Source organism: Pantoea leporis, assembly GCF_028048155.1.
Taxonomy (GTDB): domain Bacteria; phylum Pseudomonadota; class Gammaproteobacteria; order Enterobacterales; family Enterobacteriaceae; genus Pantoea; species Pantoea leporis.
The window spans coordinates 180,232-195,938 of the sequence record NZ_JALMEU010000003.1 but is presented as its reverse complement, the minus strand read 5'-3'; the positions used below and the strand labels follow the sequence as shown (position 1 = coordinate 195,938).

Annotated in this window: 16 protein-coding genes and 3 tRNA genes; 10 read left to right on the top strand and 9 right to left on the bottom strand. The window is 54.7% G+C overall.

Features of this window, described 5'->3' with window-relative positions; all coding sequences use genetic code 11:
* Positions 1 to 4: 4 nt before the first annotated feature.
* Both rimI and MWH02_RS11820 read right to left on the bottom strand, forming a co-directional pair.
* Positions 5 to 445 carry a ribosomal protein S18-alanine N-acetyltransferase gene (gene rimI, locus MWH02_RS11825; RefSeq protein WP_101762185.1) on the bottom strand — a complete coding sequence of 147 codons (441 nt, stop codon included), beginning with the start codon at positions 443 to 445 and terminating at the stop codon, positions 5 to 7.
* A complete protein-coding gene (locus tag MWH02_RS11820) occupies positions 417 to 827 on the bottom strand; it encodes a DNA polymerase III subunit psi (RefSeq protein ID WP_101762186.1) in 411 nt (136 codons plus the stop codon). The genes rimI and MWH02_RS11820 overlap by 29 nt, the downstream gene beginning before the upstream one ends.
* A gap of 106 nt (positions 828 to 933) precedes the next feature.
* Here MWH02_RS11820 and rsmC point away from each other — a divergent pair, with 106 nt between their 5' ends.
* From rsmC to MWH02_RS11800, 4 genes are all read left to right on the top strand, one after another.
* Positions 934 to 1,965, top strand: a complete 1,032-nt coding sequence (rsmC, locus tag MWH02_RS11815) for a 16S rRNA (guanine(1207)-N(2))-methyltransferase RsmC (protein ID WP_101762187.1) — start codon at positions 934 to 936, stop codon at positions 1,963 to 1,965.
* Between the two features lie 132 nt (positions 1,966 to 2,097).
* Positions 2,098 to 2,184: transfer RNA gene (locus MWH02_RS11810), tRNA-Leu, on the top strand.
* Between the two features lie 34 nt (positions 2,185 to 2,218).
* Positions 2,219 to 2,305 (top strand) — tRNA-Leu (locus tag MWH02_RS11805).
* Between the two features lie 29 nt (positions 2,306 to 2,334).
* A tRNA-Leu gene (locus MWH02_RS11800) sits at positions 2,335 to 2,421 on the top strand.
* 93 nt (positions 2,422 to 2,514) lie between these two features.
* On the opposite strand, the gene MWH02_RS11795 is transcribed toward MWH02_RS11800, so the two are convergent.
* Positions 2,515 to 2,799, bottom strand: a complete 285-nt coding sequence (locus MWH02_RS11795; RefSeq protein WP_110867479.1) for a DUF1435 domain-containing protein — start codon at positions 2,797 to 2,799, stop codon at positions 2,515 to 2,517.
* A 227-nt stretch (positions 2,800 to 3,026) separates the two neighbouring features.
* Between MWH02_RS11795 and MWH02_RS11790 the strand changes: the two genes are divergently transcribed.
* From MWH02_RS11790 to MWH02_RS11780, 3 genes are all read left to right on the top strand, one after another.
* Positions 3,027 to 4,121, top strand: a complete 1,095-nt coding sequence (locus MWH02_RS11790; protein WP_217549160.1) for a GGDEF domain-containing protein — start codon at positions 3,027 to 3,029, stop codon at positions 4,119 to 4,121.
* Between the two features lie 166 nt (positions 4,122 to 4,287).
* Entirely contained in the window at positions 4,288 to 5,082 is a 795-nt protein-coding gene (gene fhuF, locus MWH02_RS11785; protein WP_101762190.1) for a siderophore-iron reductase FhuF, read from the top strand.
* A 95-nt stretch (positions 5,083 to 5,177) separates the two neighbouring features.
* Positions 5,178 to 5,642 carry a YbaK/EbsC family protein gene (locus MWH02_RS11780; protein ID WP_101762191.1) on the top strand — a complete coding sequence of 155 codons (465 nt, stop codon included), beginning with the start codon at positions 5,178 to 5,180 and terminating at the stop codon, positions 5,640 to 5,642.
* Here the strand turns inward: MWH02_RS11780 and MWH02_RS11775 are convergent.
* From MWH02_RS11775 to MWH02_RS11760, 4 genes are all read right to left on the bottom strand, one after another.
* Complete coding sequence (locus MWH02_RS11775) at positions 5,639 to 6,859, bottom strand: MFS transporter (RefSeq protein WP_101762192.1); 1,221 nt, start codon at positions 6,857 to 6,859, stop codon at positions 5,639 to 5,641. The two genes, MWH02_RS11780 and MWH02_RS11775, sit on opposite strands and share 4 nt — an antisense overlap.
* A gap of 241 nt (positions 6,860 to 7,100) precedes the next feature.
* Positions 7,101 to 8,078: a nucleoside hydrolase gene (locus tag MWH02_RS11770; RefSeq protein WP_110867476.1), complete on the bottom strand. Its 978-nt coding sequence runs from the start codon at positions 8,076 to 8,078 to the stop codon at positions 7,101 to 7,103.
* Positions 8,079 to 8,090: 12 nt separating this feature from the next.
* The gene (locus MWH02_RS11765) at positions 8,091 to 9,113 is read right to left on the bottom strand and encodes a LacI family DNA-binding transcriptional regulator (protein WP_101762194.1); all 1,023 of its coding nucleotides are present in this window, start codon (positions 9,111 to 9,113) and stop codon (positions 8,091 to 8,093) included.
* A gap of 75 nt (positions 9,114 to 9,188) precedes the next feature.
* On the bottom strand, positions 9,189 to 10,571 hold the full coding sequence (locus tag MWH02_RS11760; protein WP_192235788.1) for an MFS transporter: 1,383 nt from the start codon (positions 10,569 to 10,571) through the stop codon (positions 9,189 to 9,191).
* A 584-nt stretch (positions 10,572 to 11,155) separates the two neighbouring features.
* Between MWH02_RS11760 and MWH02_RS11755 the strand changes: the two genes are divergently transcribed.
* Positions 11,156 to 11,710, top strand: coding sequence for a histidine phosphatase family protein (locus tag MWH02_RS11755; RefSeq protein ID WP_110867474.1), 555 nt, complete (start codon positions 11,156 to 11,158; stop codon positions 11,708 to 11,710).
* On the opposite strand, the gene MWH02_RS11750 is transcribed toward MWH02_RS11755, so the two are convergent.
* Positions 11,707 to 12,660, bottom strand: a complete 954-nt coding sequence (locus MWH02_RS11750) for a YncE family protein (protein ID WP_271460696.1) — start codon at positions 12,658 to 12,660, stop codon at positions 11,707 to 11,709. The two genes, MWH02_RS11755 and MWH02_RS11750, sit on opposite strands and share 4 nt — an antisense overlap.
* A gap of 414 nt (positions 12,661 to 13,074) precedes the next feature.
* Between MWH02_RS11750 and MWH02_RS11745 the strand changes: the two genes are divergently transcribed.
* Complete coding sequence (locus MWH02_RS11745; RefSeq protein WP_101762198.1) at positions 13,075 to 14,088, top strand: glycosyltransferase family 32 protein; 1,014 nt, start codon at positions 13,075 to 13,077, stop codon at positions 14,086 to 14,088.
* Here the strand turns inward: MWH02_RS11745 and MWH02_RS11740 are convergent.
* Complete coding sequence (locus MWH02_RS11740; RefSeq protein WP_101762199.1) at positions 14,062 to 14,985, bottom strand: LysR family transcriptional regulator; 924 nt, start codon at positions 14,983 to 14,985, stop codon at positions 14,062 to 14,064. The genes MWH02_RS11745 and MWH02_RS11740 overlap by 27 nt on opposite strands.
* Positions 14,986 to 15,105: 120 nt before the next feature.
* On the opposite strand from MWH02_RS11740, the gene MWH02_RS11735 reads away from it, so the two are divergent.
* Positions 15,106 to 15,495 (top strand): tautomerase family protein, encoded by a 390-nt coding sequence (locus MWH02_RS11735; RefSeq protein ID WP_101762200.1) that lies wholly within the window; start codon positions 15,106 to 15,108, stop codon positions 15,493 to 15,495.
* The last annotated feature ends 212 nt before the right edge of the window (positions 15,496 to 15,707 follow it).

Genomic DNA, 15,707 nt, shown 5'->3' with positions numbered 1-15,707 from the left:
CTCCTTAAAGCGTTAGCGCCATAATGATGGCATCTTCTCGTCCGCTGGCAGTGGGATAATAGTTGGGGCGTACGCTCACCTGATGGAAATCCAGCTGCTCATACAACGCAATCGCCGGCATATTTGAGGCGCGCACTTCCAGCCACAGCGTCATCACGTCGCGCTGCTCGAGCTCAGCAATCAGATGCTGCAACAGCTGGCGCGCCAGGCCGCGGCGCTGGAAGTCGGGATCCACCGCAATATTGAACAGCGACGCTTCATCCAGCACCACTTGGGTGATGGCGAATCCGGCCAGCTTACCTTCAACTTCAATGCGGATATTAACGAAACGTTCGCCTTGATTGCTGCTAAACGTCTGCTCGCTCCACGGAAAAGCATGTGCGCGGCGCTCAATCGCCAGCAGCTGCGGCTGGTCTTCAGGGGTGACTAAAGAGATGGCTGTCATGGTTACACATCTGTTGCCACAGGGCGCGTTTTGCTGCGCCGCTGCTGATCAGTTCATTGAAAACGGCGGTGTTGAAGGTAATGCCGTTAAAGGGATGTTCGCTCTCAACGCCCAGCAGCCAACCGGCGCAATCGACCTGCTCCGGCAGCATTTGCAGCTGGTCTGGCGTTAACGCCATGACCTGCGCGGGTTGAATGTTCAGCGCGCGCAGCACGTCGCGAATCAGCGGTTCTTGTAGCGTGGGTGCCTGTTCGGCCACCAAAACCAAACGCGTGTCGGGCAAAAGCGTGACGGCAATTTCCCCTTGCAGCACGCGCGGACGCCGCAGCTGATACTGCGTAATCCCCATTTGCTGTAGAAGCCAGTCGCGCCTTGTGCTCATGCTATTACCCGTTATGCTGCCAGAATGCGACGCTATGCTAGCAAACCCATCGAACATGCGCCAACAAAGCACTATAATCGCGGCTCTGATTTAACAGGAGCGTTCCATGTCTGCTTTTACCCCGGCCAGCGAAGTGATTCTGCGCCACAGTGATGAATTTACCGCCCGCAACGTTTTGTTTGCTGGCGACCTGCAGGATGACCTGCCCGCCCAGCTAGAAACCGCGTCGAGCCGCGTGCATACCCAGCAATATCATCACTGGCAGAACCTAAGCCATCGCCTTGGTGAACGTGCGGTTTACAGCATGGTTGCAACCGCTGCCGATGTTGAAGGCTGCGATACGCTGGTTTATTACTGGTCGAAGAACAAACCCGAAGCGCAGTACCAGCTGCAAAACCTGCTCTCTTTGCTGCCGGTAGGCTGCGATATCTTCGTGGTGGGTGAAAACCGCAGCGGCGTGCGCAGCGCCGAAGGCATGCTGGAAGCGTGGGCGACGCTGGAGAAAGTTGATAGCGCGCGTCGTTGTGGCCTGTATCACGGTCGTCTCGATAAGCAGCCAACCTTTGATGCCAGCAGCTACGGCCATACTTATCAGCTCGAGGATCTCACCATCCATACCTTGCCGGGCGTGTTCAGCCGTGATGGTCTGGATATCGGCAGCGATCTGCTGCTCTCCACGCTGACGCCGCATTTCCGTGGCAAAGTGCTGGATATCGGTTGTGGTAGCGGCGTGCTGGCAACTGTGATGGCGAAAGTGTCGCCGCGCGTGCGTCTGTGGCTGTGTGATGTGCATGCTGCTGCGATTGAAGCGAGTAAAGCTACGCTGGCCGCCAATGAACTGGAAGGTGAAGTGTTTGCCAGTAACGTGTTCTCTGACGTTACCGGCCGTTTCGACATGATCATCTCTAACCCGCCGTTCCACGATGGCCTGCAAACCAGCCTTGAAGCGGCTAACACGCTGATTCGCGGTGCGCTTAAGCATCTGAACAGCGGCGGCGAACTGCGTATCGTGGCTAACGCCTTCCTGCCATATCCACAAATTCTGGATGAAACCTTTGGCAATCACGAAGTGCTGGCGCAAACCGGACGCTTCAAAGTCTATCGCGCCGTATATGGTCGCGGTGCCAAAACGCGTTAACAGCAGCGCGGCGGCAGAAACGTTGCTTTTTACAGCGATCGTTTTGCCGTCGCGAAATATGTGTTGACGCAATGAGTAAAATCTCTAAAATGCGCCTCCGTGGTTAGCAATACTTTAGGGTGTTGTTAGTTTGCGATGGTGGCGGAATTGGTAGACGCGCTAGCTTCAGGTGTTAGTGTCCTTACGGACGTGAGGGTTCAAGTCCCTCCCTTCGCACCAAACTAAAATCACACAGTTTATATCTGCGCACTGAGCGATGGTGGCGGAATTGGTAGACGCGCTAGCTTCAGGTGTTAGTGTTCTTACGGACGTGAGGGTTCAAGTCCCTCCCTTCGCACCAATGCGACGATATAAACAGACAACTAAGATGCGATGGTGGCGGAATTGGTAGACGCGCTAGCTTCAGGTGTTAGTGTTCTTACGGACGTGAGGGTTCAAGTCCCTCCCTTCGCACCAACAGTTGTCACTCCTTTCGAGCAGTAAATCCCCCGAAAGATTTTTCAACGAACTTCACGCTCTCAGCGTGATGTTGTCGTTTCTGCGATTTGATCAGATAACGTGGAAATTGACCGACACCGCCGCTAAGCCGCCCGCCAATGCCAGACAAGATGGCAGCAACAGATAGTGACGCAGGCGATGGTGAAACAGCATCACCACGGTAAGCAGCAGTGCCACAATCATCACCACTCGCCATTGACTGAAACTCGGTTCCCATAACGCAAAAATCGGCATCGCCGCGCAGGGTAATAACACGCCCCAACCGCTATCCAGACGTTTACCCATTACCCAGCTCACGCCCCATAGTCCGCAGGCGGCTATTATCGCCATGATCATCGCGCAACCCTCAAATGATAAATATTCGCATTATCATATGACAATATTTCTCATCTTGCAGCGAATTTTTGTCGCAAGCCATGCCGGATGACAGAATTACTGGAAAATGCTAAATTGCCGCCGATAACAATATCGCTAACACAACAATAACGTGCTCTCTATCCGGGTAGGTAAACTATTACTTGCGGGTAGCGCTTTGATATATCAGGGCTGTCACGAGAATAATAATGAAATTACAATCTTATGATGAGTTGAAACAGAGTAAATATCGGCTGTCGCTGATGCTTTTTCTGTTTCTTAATGTCGCCGTTTCGCTTTTTTGCCTGCTGCCGATTTTAGGCAGCGATAGCCCAATACGCTCGCTGCCGGTGGACGTTGTAGCGGGCTTCAGCTCCACGCTGCTGGTTATTTGCTTAATGGCGTCAAAACAAAAATTACCGCTATTAAATCCTGTGGCTTTTATTTTGGGTGCGCTGTGGGCGTGGCATATTAACCACAGATATCATCTGGTTTACTATTTTGATGGCAGCTTTTTAATTATCAGCCTGTTAAGCGTGTTCTTTATCAGTGCCATTGCGCTGAGTGATTATTTGATTGCATTCTGTTTACACATCACACCGCCGGTATTAACCGTGCTGTTATTGGATGATGGTCAGCATTTAATGATGATCTTATTCACCATTACGCTGCCATTAATCGGCTTTTCACTGCACCATTTAATGCGGCGTCGCTTTGATACCTTCACCCGTCGGCTGGTTAGCCAGCTGTATGAGGAAAAAGAGAGCTTCAGCGATTTGAGCATGCTCGATCCGCTTACCGGCTTGTACAACCGCCGTGGATTGAAGAATCGCCTTGATACCATTCTGGAAAACCACGCCGGCAGCCACTTTGTGCTGCTGCTGGATATCGACCACTTCAAAGCCTACAACGACAATTACGGCCATGCGATGGGCGATCAGGCGCTGGCGCGCGTGTCCGTGGCGATCCGCGACGCGGTGCGTTCGCGCGATGTGGTCACACGCTACGGTGGCGAAGAGTTTCTGGTGCTGATGACCAATGTAAACGCCTCAATCGCAATGAAACTGGCTGAACGCATTCGTCAGTACGTGGTGGATTTGGAAATTCCGCACCGCTTCAATGATAAAGTCTCGACGCACGTCACCATCAGCGCTGGCATCGCGCCCATCTTTGCTGACGATTTTGACCTGGCAGTCGCCAATGCTGACCGCGCGCTGTATGTGGCGAAAAATCAGGGACGTAACACTATTCTGGCGTGGGAGGATTTGCCGAAATTGACGCAGGCGAGTAATGAACTGATATAAAGCCTTGTCATTACCCAACGCACACCTCGTCGCGGCGCAATTTTTTGCGCGATAAAACGCGCCGCGACGAAATGTGCGTTAACAGTTGCATGTGCAGAAATGTTGTTCAAAATGCTGGGAACGATTATCATTTGTCTCTCGATTCCCGTTATCACTCAGGACCGGCATGGCCATCATCACGCGTCAGGATCATCGCTTCAGCGAGCATCCACTGATCTTTATGCAGAGCGATCGCAGTTTAGCGAGCGCGCTGGAAGATCTGATGCGCGATCAACGCAGCTACATGCTGGATAACCTCAAGCTTGGCCAGCCGGCACCCGCCGGGACGTTAACTCTGGCTGAATGGTCCAATCCGCTTCACTATCGCCGCCTGACGCAGCGCTACAGCGATTATCTCTATCGCGATCATCCTGATGTGCAGCAGGAAGCTAAGCCGCTGCAATCGCTGTGGGCGCAGTGGTATTTTGGCCTGCTGCTGCCACCGCTGATGATGGCGTTATTGCAGGAACCGCGTGCGCTGAACTGCTCGCCGCATCTGATTCACGTTGAGTTCCACGAAAACGGCCATCCGTGCGCTTTCTGGCTGGATGTGCAGGAAGATGAGGATGCGCGCTACCTCAATGCCCAGCAGCGTATCGATCGCCTGATTCAGCAATGCCTGATTCCGGCGGTTAACGGCATGACGCAGCACGGTGATATCAATGCGAAGCTTATCTGGAACAACATGGGCTTTTCGTTTTACTGGTTCCTTGGTGAATTGAAAAACCAGTTGCCAGAAGAGAAGATTTTGCAGCTGGAACAGGCGCTATTTTTCAGCAAATCCCTGCTCGATGGCAGCGATAATCCGCTGTATCGCACCATGATCCCGCGTAATGGCGAAATGGAACGACGCAGCTGCTGCCAGCGCTATCGTATCCCCGATGTAGAACGTTGCGGTAACTGCACGTTAAAAGCGGTGTAGCACCCGCGCATTCTGTTACAGATTCTCCTTTTCTCCCGTTTACACTTTTCCAGGCTTATGGCATTTTTTCGGCTCTGTTTTTACCGGAGATAACAATGAGCTTGGAGTCGGTACGGCACTTTTTTGCCGAACATGCACCGGATATCGACATCATCGAGATGCCGCAAAGCACCGCCACCGTTGAGCTGGCCGCACGCGTTCATGGCGTTCAGCCTGGGCAAATCGCCAAAACCCTGTCGCTGAAAGTGAAAGATGCCATCGTGCTGATCGTTACGCGCGGCGATGCGCGTCTCGACAACCGCAAGCTGAAAGCTGCGCTCGGCGCCAAGGCGCGCATGTTAAGCGTGGATGAGGTGGTGAACTGGACCGGACATCCGGTCGGCGGCGTTTGCCCGTTCGGACTGGAAAATCCGCTTACCGTCTATTGCGATGTGTCGCTGCGCAGCTTTGACGAAGTGCTGCCCGCAGCCGGATCGATTCATAGCGCGGTGCGCATTTCGCCGCAGCGCATGGCGGAACTCACCGCGGCGAACTGGGTTGACGTCTGCGAGGCGCTTTAAGACGACTCGCGCGCGGCGGCACCGGAGATTTCGATGCCGCGCGTCTCGCGACCAAAGGCCACTAATACGCAAATCAGCACCGCCACCGTTCCGGCGACAATCGCCATGCCCAAACCATAATTGCCGCCGTGCGCCTCGGCGATACGCGACTGCAGCGTCGCATTCACGGAGGCGATCAAATTCCCCAGCTGATAGACAAAGCCCGGCAGCACCGCGCGCGCATTGGCGGGCACCAGTTCGGTGAGATAGGTCGGCACCACGCCCCACGCGCCCTGCACCATAAACTGCATCAGGAACGCGCCGATACCGATCATCCATGAACCACTGGAGAAGGCCCACAGCGGCAACACCGGCAGCGCGAGGAATGACGCCAGAATAATCGCGCGCTTGCGGCCAATGCGCTCGGACAATGCACCAAAGGTAATGCCGCCCAGCATCGCCGCGATGTTGTAGCTGATGGCAATGATGCTGACGGTGTGCGGATCAAACTGATGCTGCACTTTCAGGAAGGTGGGATAGAGATCCTGCGTACCGTGGCTGAAGAAGTTAAAGCAGGCCATCAGCAGCACCATATAGATACAGATTTTCCAGTGCTGGCGGATAATCGGCAGCAGCGCATTGCTCTCTTTCCGCTCGCGCGCCGCCAGCCACACCGGCGATTCCGGCACTTTGAAGTAGATAAACGGCAGCAGCAGAATCGGCAACGCGCCAATCAGGAACATGCCGCGCCAGCCGACCGTTTCGAAGAACAAACCAAAAATCACCGACGCCAGCAGATAGCCGCACGGATAACCCGCCTGGAAGATGCCGGACATCAAGCCGCGCGAGCGATCCGGAATGGTTTCCAGCGCCAGCGACGACGCCACGCCCCAAATCCCCCCCATCGCCACGCCGTAAATCACGCGGAAACCGAGGAACGCCGTGAAGGTGGGCGACCACGCCGACAGAAGCTCAAACGCCGAGAACATCACGATATTGAGCATCAAAATCGGTCGGCGGCCATACTTCTCCGCCAGCCGACCAAACAATAGCGCGCCGATCGGACGCACGGCGAGCGTGAGCATGATGGCAAGAGAAACATCGGAGACGCTGGTATGGAAATATTGGGCAAGATCGCTGAGGACAAACACTAAGATGAAGAAGTCGAACGCATCCAGCGTCCAGCTCGCGAAACTGGCAAAAGCCACGTTGCGCTGGGTCGCAGTCCAGTTGAACATGTTGGTATCCTGTCTGATGAGCTTCCGGTTCGTTGGCCGGATTTATAGTAGAAGTTACCGCGCGAATAATTTCACGGGTTACTAATTTGTTAACTATTTGTATATAGCATGTCAGAAAGGCGGGCTGTGGCAGGAATTGTCAGCGAGTGATGCGCGGTGTAAAAAAACGTGTCATTGATGGAGGCAATATCCTGTAGCGGCGCGTTTTATCGCGCCGTTACGGCAGGTGCAGTCAACGGTTTTATAACTGATTAAATGCCTTTTCGATCATCTCAAGCAGCAGCGCATTATTAACGGTTTGAATCACATGCACCAAGGCGCCGGTCTGCGGTGGCACGCCAATATCCAGCCGCAGCGGCGTGCGATAACGCCAGCTTTTGCCGCGCGTGGCGCCAGGCCGCAGCTCAATATCCACATGATAATCCACGCCGTCGGCGACACGCTGATTCAGCAGCCACGCCACCACCAGCGCGTCGTGTATCCAGCAACCTGGCAGATGACGGGTGCGGATCGAATAATCGATCCACGGCCGCAACGTCTCGCGCACAAACTGCGGCAACGGATGATCGTTAGCGGTCAGCCGCGTGAGATCCTGCTGCGTCATCAGGGTTTGCGTGGTGGCGTCCATCGGTACCAGCGTGATGGCAGCACCGCTGTGCAGCACCTGATGCGCGGCTTCCGGATCGAGGCCAAAATTGGTGTCTTTGATGTAATCATCCAGCGCGAACACGCCGCCCATAATCACAATCTCTGCCACCGATTCAGCCATCTCTGGATAACGCTGCAGTGCCAGCGCCACGTTGGTCAACGGGCCAATGGCTACCAGCGTAAACTCGCCGGGATTGTCACAAATCAGTTGGCCCATTACGCCAGCCGCATCATGTCCATCCGCCGGAATACGCTGCGGTTGACGAACGCCGCGCCACAGTTCACCGAGCTTTTCATCAGCAACGTGGTCAAGACGCGCACGCCACGGCGCAGGATCTTCACGCAGCGCCTGCAGCGCGCCCTGCACCACCGGAATGTTGCGTCCCAGCCGCTGCAGCAGATCTTTCGCAACCTGCGCACCCACCGCGCTCGGCGTGTTGCCGGTCACAGTGGTAATCAGTTCCAGCGACAGTGACTTTGAGGCCAATGCTAACGCCAGCGCGAGGCCGTCGTCGGTGTTGGCGCCCGCTATACCGTTTCCCGGATCACAATCAATAATCAATCTTTTCATAGTGTTATAATTTTATTCTTGTTGAGTAAGCTGGCAGCCACAGGACTCACCGATTTCTAAATGGTGAGGAAATTCCGCCAGCTTCGCGTCGCCATCCCAATTTTTGAGCATAGCAATCGCACTGCGCGCCATATCGCGCAGCGGCTGACGTACGGTGGTGAGCGTCGGCACATGAAACGCCGACTGATCGGTACCGTTAAAACACACCAGCGCGACATCCTGCGGCACGCGCAGTCCATGCTCCGACAGCGCCCGAATGCAGCCAATCGCCTGGCCTTCATTACTGGTAAACAGCGCGCGCGGCACACGACCGCTGGCCACCATGCGCTGCGCGGCGTCGTAACCGCCCTGCCGCGTGTAGCTGGCAGGGAAAATCATTGCCTCATCTGCCAGCAACCCTTTCTGCGCCAGCGCATCGCGCCAGCCGTGAATACGGTCCTGCGCGTTAAGCATGTCCAGTGGACCGCTGATCATGCCCACCTGCTGATAACCGTGGCTGAGCAGATGCGCGGTCACCTGGCACGCCGCTTCGCGCTCATTGACGCGCAGCATGCCAACGCCTGGACGCGGCTCAATGCGATCCAGCATCACCAGCGGCGTACCGCTGGCCTGAATCACATCGATGTAGGGATGGCGATCGACGCTGTTGTAAAACAGGCCATCAACCTGACGATTTAACAGGCCCTGAATAATCTCCAGCTCGCGTTTGCGATCGTCGCCGGCATCCCCCAACAGCATGACGTGGCCGTGATTCATCGACTCCTGCAACAGCATGTGCGCCATCGAGGCAACAAAGGGATTGCCGATGTTTGGCACCACTAAACCAAAGGTTTTAGTGCTGCCCGAAGCCAGCGCGCGCGCCACCGCGTTGGGGCGATAGCCGGTCTGTTTGATCGCCTCCAGCACGCGCTGACGCGTGGCTTCTGCCACCGGACGCGGGCCGTTATTGATCACGTAACTGACCACCGCCACCGAGGTGCCGGCGATTTTTGCCACGTCCGTGCGCGTTACGTTTCCGGTTGGAGATTTCGCCATTCCTTTGCCCCTGCGTAAATGCCATTGGCCGGAATATCCGGCCAATGGGGGTTGTGATTTACGCGATCCTGCTGGTCAGATGGCATCTTCCGGCAGATTGAGATCGCGTCCGCGCGTTTCCGGCGCCACGAAAGTGGTGAGAAAACCGATGCTGGCCATCGCCGTGAAGTAAACCGCGATCGGCCACCAGTGTCCGGTAAACGACAGCAGCGCCGCCGCCACTAATGGTGCGGTGCCTCCTGAAAGGATAGACCCCAGCTCTTTCGCTACCGCCATCTTGGTATAACGACGCTTCACGCCAAACATCTCGACGCCCCACGCTGCCTGCACGCCGAAAATACCCAGCGATGCCAGCGCCATGCCGACCACAATCACCGCGATGACAATCGTCGGGTCGCGGCTGTCCATCAGGCTAAAGGCGGGCCAGGCGTAGAACATCAGCAATAAGCAGAAGCAACGATAGGTTATACGGCGACCGAAGCGATCCGACAGCCAACCGGCAAACGGAATAATCACGAAGCCAAGTAACGAGGCGATGAATACCGCGGTGGTGGGCACCGACTTATCGATCATTAGCACTTTGGCGACGTAACCGACGATAAAGCCCTGCGCCAGATAAGAAGGGCCGTTTTCGCCGATGCGTAAACCCACCATGGTCCAGAAGGCGCGGGTGCGACGCCAGAAACTGCGCGTATCCACTTCTGCTTTCACCTGCGCCAGCGTGGCGTTTCGTTCGGCCTGCAATTCCGCCTGCTGGCGTTCAAACACTGGCGTTTCTCGCAGATGACGACGGATCCACAACGCCACCACCGCAATCAGTACGCTGCTGAGGAACGGAATACGCCAGCCCCACGCCAGCAAGCTCTCTTTGTCCATCTGGATCACCGCCAGCCAAACCAGCGAGGCGATCAGCGTGCCGCTGTTTGAGCCCAGCGCAATCACCGACGAGACCAAACCGCGACGCTCAACCGGTGCGTATTCGCCCAGCATCACTGTGCCGCCGGACAACTCTGCGCCCGCCCCCAAACCCTGGGTAAAGCGCAGCAGCACCAGACACGCCGGTGCCCAAACGCCAATGCTGGCATAGGAGGGAATTAAACCGATTAATGTTGTGGAGGCGCCCATCAGAATGATGGTCGAGATCATCACCGTTTTGCGGCCTTTACGATCGCCGATCCAGCCGAACAGCAAGGCACCAATCGGGCGGGCAATAAAGCCAACCGACCAGGTGGCAAAACTCGAGAGCAAGGCGATAGTCGGCGTGGCTTCGGGGAAGAAGACATCACCAAAGATAATGCCGGCAGCGAGGCCATACAGCGCAAAATCCGCATATTCCATCGCGGTGCCGAGCCAGCACGAGAAGGTGGCGCGCCAGAAATCTTTGCGGCCGGATGATGTTTCAAGCCGCGCGTCGGCAGCTGAGGAGGATGTCAGTGAGCTTTGTTGCGAAACCGTCATAACCCAATCCCTGAATGAGGTAAAAACAGCAAACGCCCTTCCGTGGGTCAGTTCCCTTACAACAAGCGGAACTCCCCGGTGGCGACGTTCAGTAGGCAAACCTGGATGAAAAATCAGTAATGAATTCCCTGGTGTTGGAATCCGCTTCTTCGCCTGTTCCCGCCGATGTAATTTTCATCGATCGCATTAGTAAGGCAAATGTAACTGGGTCATCTCAAGGCCAACTTCGTCTCTGGCACCGTGAGTTATCACTATGGGCATAGTCTATCTACGCGCGTAGATAAATCAAGCAAAAATAGTGATATTTATTAGATAAACTTCACTATAACTCATGAGCACAAGATAAAAGAGGCGTTAATTCATGACATTACATCTAATGCGCGTATGCAAGAAATGTCTGATTACAACGTAATTAACGATTATTGCTTACCATTTAACGGCGCAGACTGCATCTTCATCGCGCTGTTTTTCGCACAGTTCAGTTAAGGTTTAATGACACACCCGCAATATTCTTAAATGCCGTTACCGGTGCGCGACTGACTCAGCGTCTGCATTACACTGGAGAAAGATCACTCAGGAGCGCTATGACCATTATTCTTATGCGACACGGTAAACCCAATCATCCGGTCACTGGGCGCTTCACGGCTCGGGCGCTGGCCGACTGGTGTGAAGGTTACGATCAGGCTGATATTTGCGACTCCCCGCCGCCGCGCAGTCAGACCATTGCGCGCCTGGCGAGTGTGATCGCCACCAGCCCGCTGCCGCGCGCCCGTTCGTCATTAACGCGTCTCGGTTTACAGCCGCACGCGGTGGATGAGGTTTTTAGCGAAGTGGCGATACCGACGTTGCCGTTTGAGCGTTTACATCTGCCGCTCAACGTCTGGCTGGCGCTATTGCGCTTGTTGTGGCTGTGCGGCTATGCCGGCCATGTCGAATCGGTGCAGCATGCGCGTGAACGTGCCCGTCTGGCGGCGGATAAACTGGTGGTGCTGTCGCAGCAAGGCACGGTGTTATTGGTTGGGCACGGCATCATGAATAAGCTGATTGCACGCGAGTTACGCAAGCGCGGCTGGCAAGCCGAAAAACATGCCAGCAGCCGCCACTGGAGCAGTGCGATTTATCATCGCCCGTTTATTTAAGATTTGAGCTGAAAGTAACTCAGCACTTCGCAACCGGTACCGGCCTGCGGCGTGGCAATCACTTTCATCTGCTGCAGATCAATCAGGCTGAGCGAACCGTCGCCCTCATTAGCAATCAGCAAGCTGTGATTATCCTCACTGAAGCAGCCATCCATCGGCTTGTTGCCAACATGAATATCGCCGAGCGGATTGAGCAGCTCGTCAAACAGCGTCACCACCGGCTCCTGATCGCCAATCGCCACCAGCCGCTCGCCGTTGGCACTGAAGCGCACCACCTGACACGGTTGCTGGTGGCCCGGCAACGTCAGGCGCTGGCGGATGCGATGGCTTTGCCGATCCACCACATACAGCAGCGGCGCATCGGCGGCGCTCGCCACCAGATAAGGATGTTTCGGCGAGGCGGCGATGCCGGAAATCGGGCCGGGCATCAGAATATTGTCAATAATCCGCCCTTCCGCCTCACACAGATCCACTACGGTAATGCTGGCGTCCTCTTCATTCTCGGTGAACAACTTGCGACCGCTGGGCGACAAAGTGAGTCGGTGCGCATTGTGCGAAGGCAGCTGAATGGTTTTCTCCACGCGATCGCTAACGGGATCAATCACCGCCACCACCGCGCTGTTTTCACAGCAGAGATAAACTTTACCGTCTCGTCCCAGCTGGCCGCTGTGCGGTGCTTTTAACGGCGACAGATCGATAAAACCACTGATCTGCCGCAGGCGCGGATCGATGATCGCCACTTTGTGGCCGGGATGCGGATTGTCGCCGTGAATGCCGTCGCCGTAGATCGGCACGTAAGCTTTCTCCAGCTGCGGCAGCATCAGAAGCTCGTGTGGACGCGGCGGAAAGGCATTTAACTCTTGTTCAACGGCAAAGGTTTCGGGATTGAGAAACAGCACGCGATTGCCCTGCTTATCGACCGCCAGTAATCCACGGTTGTGTCGCTGCATAGTGTCTCCTTTTGTTCGTCACCTCCTTTAAGCGTAGCCAACCCGCAATCAGGAGGGGATTTTCGCGGCAGGCCAGCGAAAAATGCAGCGAGGTTAACACGTGATCTCACACGCAATTTTTAATCCGCCCCGCGACTTACGCCACGCTATTGTTATTTTATTAGGAATAGTCTTAATGAGATAGAATAGAATAATCAACAATCCACGCGGTTATTTATCGTTAATTTAAAGCTTAACGGATCCTTGATTTTCCGGTTTATCTGAAAGGATCAAAAAGTGATAGCCGCGCCGCACAGAATGTTTTATTAAGCATAGGAGAGTACTTTTTTACACACAGCCTAAAGGACAATCAAGAGCGCTCAGCGCCGCGATCAGGGACGCCTTGCCAGCATAATCACAATAATCAGGTGCATCATGAATAAAAAACGCCTTCAGCCAGCGTTAACCCTCTGGCATAACTGGAAAAGACTCGCTTTTACCAGCCAGACTTTCCTGCAGAAAAAACAGCATAATGCGCTCTGTGCGCCGGAATACGATCCCAGCCAGGAGGACAATATCGTGTTACTTTCTGGCGAAAAAGATCTGCCAGAGATTCCAAAGAAAGTCTGGATGTATTGGGATAATGAATATTTACCGAAATCAATGGCGTTAAATATTAAAAAGATTCGTCAGGATAATCCCGATCATGAAATTCATTTATTAAATCGTTTAACGATAAAAGAAGTTTTACCGGATTTTATCTTTACCTCGACCCAATTAACCGCCCAACAACGCAGCGAAGTGATTCGTCTGGAATTACTGTTGCGTTATGGCGGCATTGCCATTGATTGCAGCACTTTATTATTTGAAGATCTCTCCTGGGTACATCGCGCGCATCAGGAACGTCGCATGGATGTGATTGGTTATTATCACGAAAACGCCACCGTCAACTATCTCGCGCCGGTGATTGAGAGCTGGTTCCTGGCGGCAACCGCCAATAATCCCTTTATCCGCGAGTGGCAAAAACATTACGCGCCGATCAAACATCTCGGCGAACAGAATTACTTCAGTGAATTGACCAAGCGCGATGATTATTCCCTGCTGACGCAGAAAATTGCGCAGCCGCAGCAGCAATTAGGTTCTCTGGCGCAGCAGATCGCCATGCGTGAACATCGCCGGGTGAATCTCTATCTGCGTAAATGCGAGGCGAACGCTTATTACTATCAGCGTTTAAGCGGCTGGAAAAGCGAGGCGTTTGCCCACGCGGTGCTGTTTCACCAGCGTCCACTCACGCCGCCACCGGTGATTAAACTCAGCGGCAATGAGCAGTTGCATCTCGACTTCAACCTGCGGCTCGGTAATTACAACCGCGGCAGTTTGTTGGGTCAGATGATGCAAACGCCTGCGCCGATCGCGCTGGCATCACCCATCAACAAAGCGCGCGCGTAACCAGTGAATTAAGGTGGTCACCGCCCGTGGTACCTGTGCGGCATACGGGCGCACCACCCACAACCGGTCGGCGAACGCATCCACCGCTTGCCACTGCGGCAGCACCTGCTGCAGCGTGCCGCTGGCGAGTGCCGCGCTGGCACTGAAATCCGGCAGCATCGCAATGCCCAAACCCTGCAATGCGGCATCGCGGATCGACTCGCTGTTGTTGGTGGCAAAGTTGCCCTGAATCTTCACCTGCACGGTTTCGCTGCCGCCGTCCGCTAATCGAAAGCGCCACTGCGGCGACTCAAGTCCGCGTGGATAATAAAGACAATTATGCTGCTGCAACGCCTGCGGTGAATCCGGCAGGCCGTTTTGCGCCAGATATGCCGGCGACGCCACCAGCAGCGCGCGGGTTTCACACAGCGGCAGCGCAACATGGGTTTCAGGCAGGCTATCACTGTGGCGAATCGCCAGATCAAAGCCTTCACTGCCGAGCGACACCAGACGATCGGTGACATCCAGCTGCAAGCGCACCTGCGGATAGTCGCGCAGGAAATCGCCAATGATCGGCACCAGTTGCTGACGCGCAAACGCCACCGGCGCTGTGACGCGCACCATGCCACGCACTGGACCGGCTTCATCGCGCACGCTGAAAAAGCTCTGCGCGATACGCGCGAAGGGATCGCGCAGCTCATCCACCAGCTTTTCACCGGCGGAAGTCAGTCGCACGCTGCGCGTGGTGCGCTGTACCAACGCCACGCCCGCCATCTTTTCCAGCTCTTTAATCTTCTGACTCATCGCCGCTTTGCTGACGTCTAATCGTTCCGCCGCGCGCGTAAAACTGCCGAGCTCAGCCAGCACGGTTAACCAGTGCAAATGGACCCAAAGGCTATCGGTTTTAATTTCTTTCATATCGATTGTTCAAAATAATAAATAATCAATTCAACCAGCGCGCTTTTTCTTTCCGGCAGCAAGCGGCAGCATAGCGCCACATCCTACTCTTTTCATGTGAGCAAAAACGAGGTTTTATTTATGCCGTTACTGACATTCGACGTTATTCAGGGCCGTTCAGAATCAGAAATCCGCACATTGCTGGATGCCGCACACCGTGCGGTCTTAACCGCCTTCAAAGTCCCGGCGCGTGATCGTTATCAGATTGTTCACGAAAACAAAGGTTATCAGATGGTCTTTCAGGATACCGGCTTAGGCTTTGCGCGAACCGACAATCTGGTCATGGTGCGCGTATATACCAGCCCGAGAAGTGAAGAACAGAAGTGCCTGTTTATGGCAGAGTTAGCACGCGAGCTGCTGGAAAATTGTGGCGTACAGGGCACGGATTTGATGATTAGTTTTATCACCAACAGTAAAGGCGACTGGAGCTTTGCCGACGGCGAAGCGCAATACCTCACTGGAAAACTCTGATTCCCTTCTCTGCCCTCACTGGCAGCAGCCCGTCCGTTGCTGCCAGGCTAAACCACAGTCAGCCTGAACCCGCCTTAAACGAATCGGAATGCATCGCACAAATCTGGTTGGATGTGTTGCAGCCATGTGACACCCAATATAGATTGTCGCAAAATCCCCGCAGAGGGTCGTTGGCGCAAGGATTGCGTATTCATTCAAAATGAGGATCTGAC